This is a genomic window from Eggerthella sp. (assembly GCF_048329335.1).
Lineage (GTDB): Bacteria > Actinomycetota > Coriobacteriia > Coriobacteriales > Eggerthellaceae > Eggerthella > Eggerthella lenta.
Genome location: NZ_DBFEGU010000439.1, coordinates 1 through 3,307 on the forward strand (window position 1 = coordinate 1; position 3,307 = coordinate 3,307).

Consider the following 3,307-nt stretch of genomic DNA (forward strand, 5'->3'; position numbering starts at 1 on the left):
GTGGGGTAGCGCCATGGCCAACGTGGTTGAAGCCGTCGACCTGCACCGCATCTACGAGAGCGCTTCGGGCTACACGCACGCCCTGCGCGGCGTGTCGCTGACGGTCGCGCAGGGCGAGTTCCTCGCCATCATGGGCCCGTCGGGCTCGGGCAAGTCCACGCTCATGAACCTGCTGGGCTGCCTCGACACGCCCACGCGCGGGCGCTACCTGCTCGAGGGCGTCGACGTGGCCGACTACCGCGACGACGAGCTCGCCGAGATCCGCGCCACGCGCCTCGGCTTCGTGTTCCAGTCGTTCAACCTGCTGCCGCGCGCCACCGTGCTGCGCAACGTGGTGCTGCCGCTCATCTACACGGCCTGCCCGCGCAAGGAGCGCGAGCTGCGCGCCCATGCGGCGCTGCGCAGCGTGTCGCTCGACGAGCGGCTGTACGACCATCGCAGCAACGAGCTGTCGGGCGGCCAGATGCAGCGCGTCGCCATCGCCCGCGCCCTCGTGAACGACCCGGCGCTCATCCTGGCCGACGAGCCCACCGGCAACCTCGACACCGCCACGGGAGACATGGTGCTGAACACGTTCAAGCGCCTGCGCGACGCGGGCAAGACCATCGTGCTCATCACGCACGAGCCCGACGTGGCCGCCCACGCCGACCGCGTGGTGCACATTCGCGACGGGCGGCTGTACGAGGGGGCGCACGGCGGGGAAGGGGCGCGCCCATGAAGATCGGCGACCTGTTCTACGAAACCTGGCACGCGCTGTCCGCGAACAAGGGCCGCTCGTTCCTCACCATCCTCGGCATCGTCATCGGCATCGCGGCCGTCATCGCCATGACCTCGCTCATCGCGGGCGTGCAGAACATGCTCATGGGCGAGATGGGGCTTTCCCAGGCGCGCCAGGTGTCCATCAGCGCGTACTCGCCGCAGGGCATCACGTTCGACGACCTGGACAAGCTGGAGCAGGGCATGCCGGAGTACGAGGTCATCACCGGCGCGTCGTACGCGTCGGCCGAGATCGCGATGGCCGACGGGCAGAAGAACTACGCCACCGTCATCGGCGCCCGCCCCGACTATTTCACGGCGAACGGGACGAAGCTCAAAGCGGGCCGTTTCTTCACCGAAAGCGAAGAGCAGAACGCGGCGCGCCTCGTGGTGATAGGCGGCGGCGAGATGGCCGTGCAGATGCTCGGCGTCCCCGACACCGAGGCGGTGGGGAAGACGGTGCGCCTCGGCAACGATGATTACACGGTGATCGGCGTGATGGAAACCTCGTCGTTCATGGGTGGCGGCGGGACGTTCTACGCGCCCTACACCACGGTGGAAACGCGCATCGGCAACACGGGCGGCATCCAGCAGATCGTCGGCTTCGCGCGCGAGGGAACCGACATGGACCGCCTCGTCGAGACGACCCAGACCTTCGTGGCGCAGTACTTCAACCTGGACGCCGAAAGCGTGTACGTGTCGTCGCTCGATGCCGTCATCAAGCAGATGGAGACGATGATGGCGTCGTTCTCGCTGCTCATGGGCTCGGTGGCGTCGATCTCGCTGTTCGTGGGCGGCATCGGCATCATGAACATGATGCTGACGAACGTCACCGAGCGCATCCGCGAGATCGGCCTGCGCAAGTCGCTCGGCGCGCGCCGCCGCGACGTCACGAAGCAGTTCTTGCTCGAGGCCATCATGCTGTGCGTGGCCGGCGGCGCGTTCGGCATCGTGTTCGGCTTCCTGGCCGCATGGGGCCTGGGGCAGGTGATCGGCGCGGTGCAGGCCGGCATGGCCGTCACGCCGGTGCTCGCGCCGGGCGTGGTGTTCGGCGCCGTGGCCGTGTGCGTGCTCATCGGCGTCGTGTTCGGCTACTACCCGGCACGCCGCGCCGCCAAGCTCGACCCGGTGGAGTCGCTGCGCTACCAGTAGGCGGCCGGCGGGCGGCAAGCTCGGAGGTTGCGCCCCTTTCGCGTCGTTCGTCGACCCAAGAGGTGGTAGAATGCATCAAGCATGAAGAAGACGTCTCGGATCGTGGGAAGCCGGGTGAGAATCCCGCACGGTACCGCCACTGTGTTTCGGCCTTGCCGATCAGCCAGAATACCGACCGAGAAGCGTGTGTGCGCAAGCGGCGAGTTACCGCGAACGCAACCCGGAGGGCAAGAAAGCCCTCGGCTTGTCTGCGTAGCGAATACGGGCTGCGCGGCCCCCTCGAATCGCGAGGGCCGCGCAGCCTTTTGTTTTGCTGTCTCTCTTCTGCGAAGCGACCGATGAAAGGAGAAGGAAGACGGTGAAGGAACAAACGATCATCCCTGCGGGGGTCATGCGGCGGGCGTGGGCCCTCCTGCTGGCCGCCGCGCTCTGCCTGGGCCTCATGCCCAGCGCAGCCTGGGCCGAAGAAAGCGAGGGTGCGGGGACGTTCTCGGTGGCGCTCACCATCGTGGACACGTCCGACCCCGCGGACGGCATCCTGTACAACGGCAAGGTCGACGGCATGACCTCCGACGACACGGTTGCCGACCTGCTGGCGAAGGCGGGCTTCACCGCCGCGGCCAGCGCGGAGGAGACCGAGGGGAACGACAAGGCGTACTTCGACTCCTGGGGCTCCCCGACGTTCCGCGGCAACAAGTCGGTCCAGCAGCCCGACGGCTCGTGGGCCTATTGGGCGACGATGTTCGACGGCGACAGCGCGAACTACGCCAGCGCCCAGCTGACGTCGAAGCTGCAGGAGAACGGCCGCTACCAGTACATCTACACGTCCGACGCGACGTTCGCCTACGACGAGGAGATTCCTCAGCTCGCGATCTACACCGTCAACGACCCCTTGGCGGGGGCGATCAAGCCCGATCCCAAGCCCGAACCCGAACCTGATGAGCCTGCCAACGATGCCATCGCAGTAGACAGCGCTGCGTACAACACGCTGTTCGGCACCATCGCCAGTTCCTATGCGGGTACGTCCGAGGAATGGAAAGCCCTTGAGCTCGCGGCCGCCGGTCGTGTGTCGTCGGTTGACGTGGCGACGCTCGTGGCGAATGCGAAAGCGGCGAACGGTTCTCCCGAAACCACCAATTTGCAACGCTTCATCTTGGCGCTCACGGCCGTCGGCAAAACAGAGGAAGCAGCGGAGCTCGTGCAAACGATGGCGACGTCCGACATTTCGACTACCTATGTGAACGGTCAGGCGTTTGCTCTGCTCTCCTACGAAAGCGGTGCGTACGACGCGCCCGCGAACGCTCTTGAAACCGAAGCTGAGCTTGTGGCCAAGCTTCTGAGCGCGCAGCAGGCTTCCGGCGGCTGGACCTGGAAAGCAGCTGCCGAAGGGGACGATCCT

General features: G+C 66.4%; 2 protein-coding genes, 1 pseudogene and 1 riboswitch. All 3 genes and pseudogenes read left to right on the top strand.

Going from position 1 to position 3,307, the window contains the following annotated elements:
• Positions 1-13: 13 nt before the first annotated feature.
• On the top strand, positions 14-718 hold the full coding sequence (locus tag ACMO6A_RS13515) for an ABC transporter ATP-binding protein (RefSeq protein WP_015760354.1): 705 nt from the start codon (positions 14-16) through the stop codon (positions 716-718).
• Complete coding sequence (locus ACMO6A_RS13520; protein ID WP_015760355.1) at positions 715-1,908, top strand: ABC transporter permease; 1,194 nt, start codon at positions 715-717, stop codon at positions 1,906-1,908. The genes ACMO6A_RS13515 and ACMO6A_RS13520 overlap by 4 nt, the downstream gene beginning before the upstream one ends.
• A gap of 79 nt (positions 1,909-1,987) precedes the next feature.
• Positions 1,988-2,103, top strand: a riboswitch (cobalamin riboswitch).
• 163 nt (positions 2,104-2,266) lie between these two features.
• Positions 2,267-3,307: pseudogene (locus tag ACMO6A_RS13525) on the top strand (hypothetical protein); the annotation flags it as partial.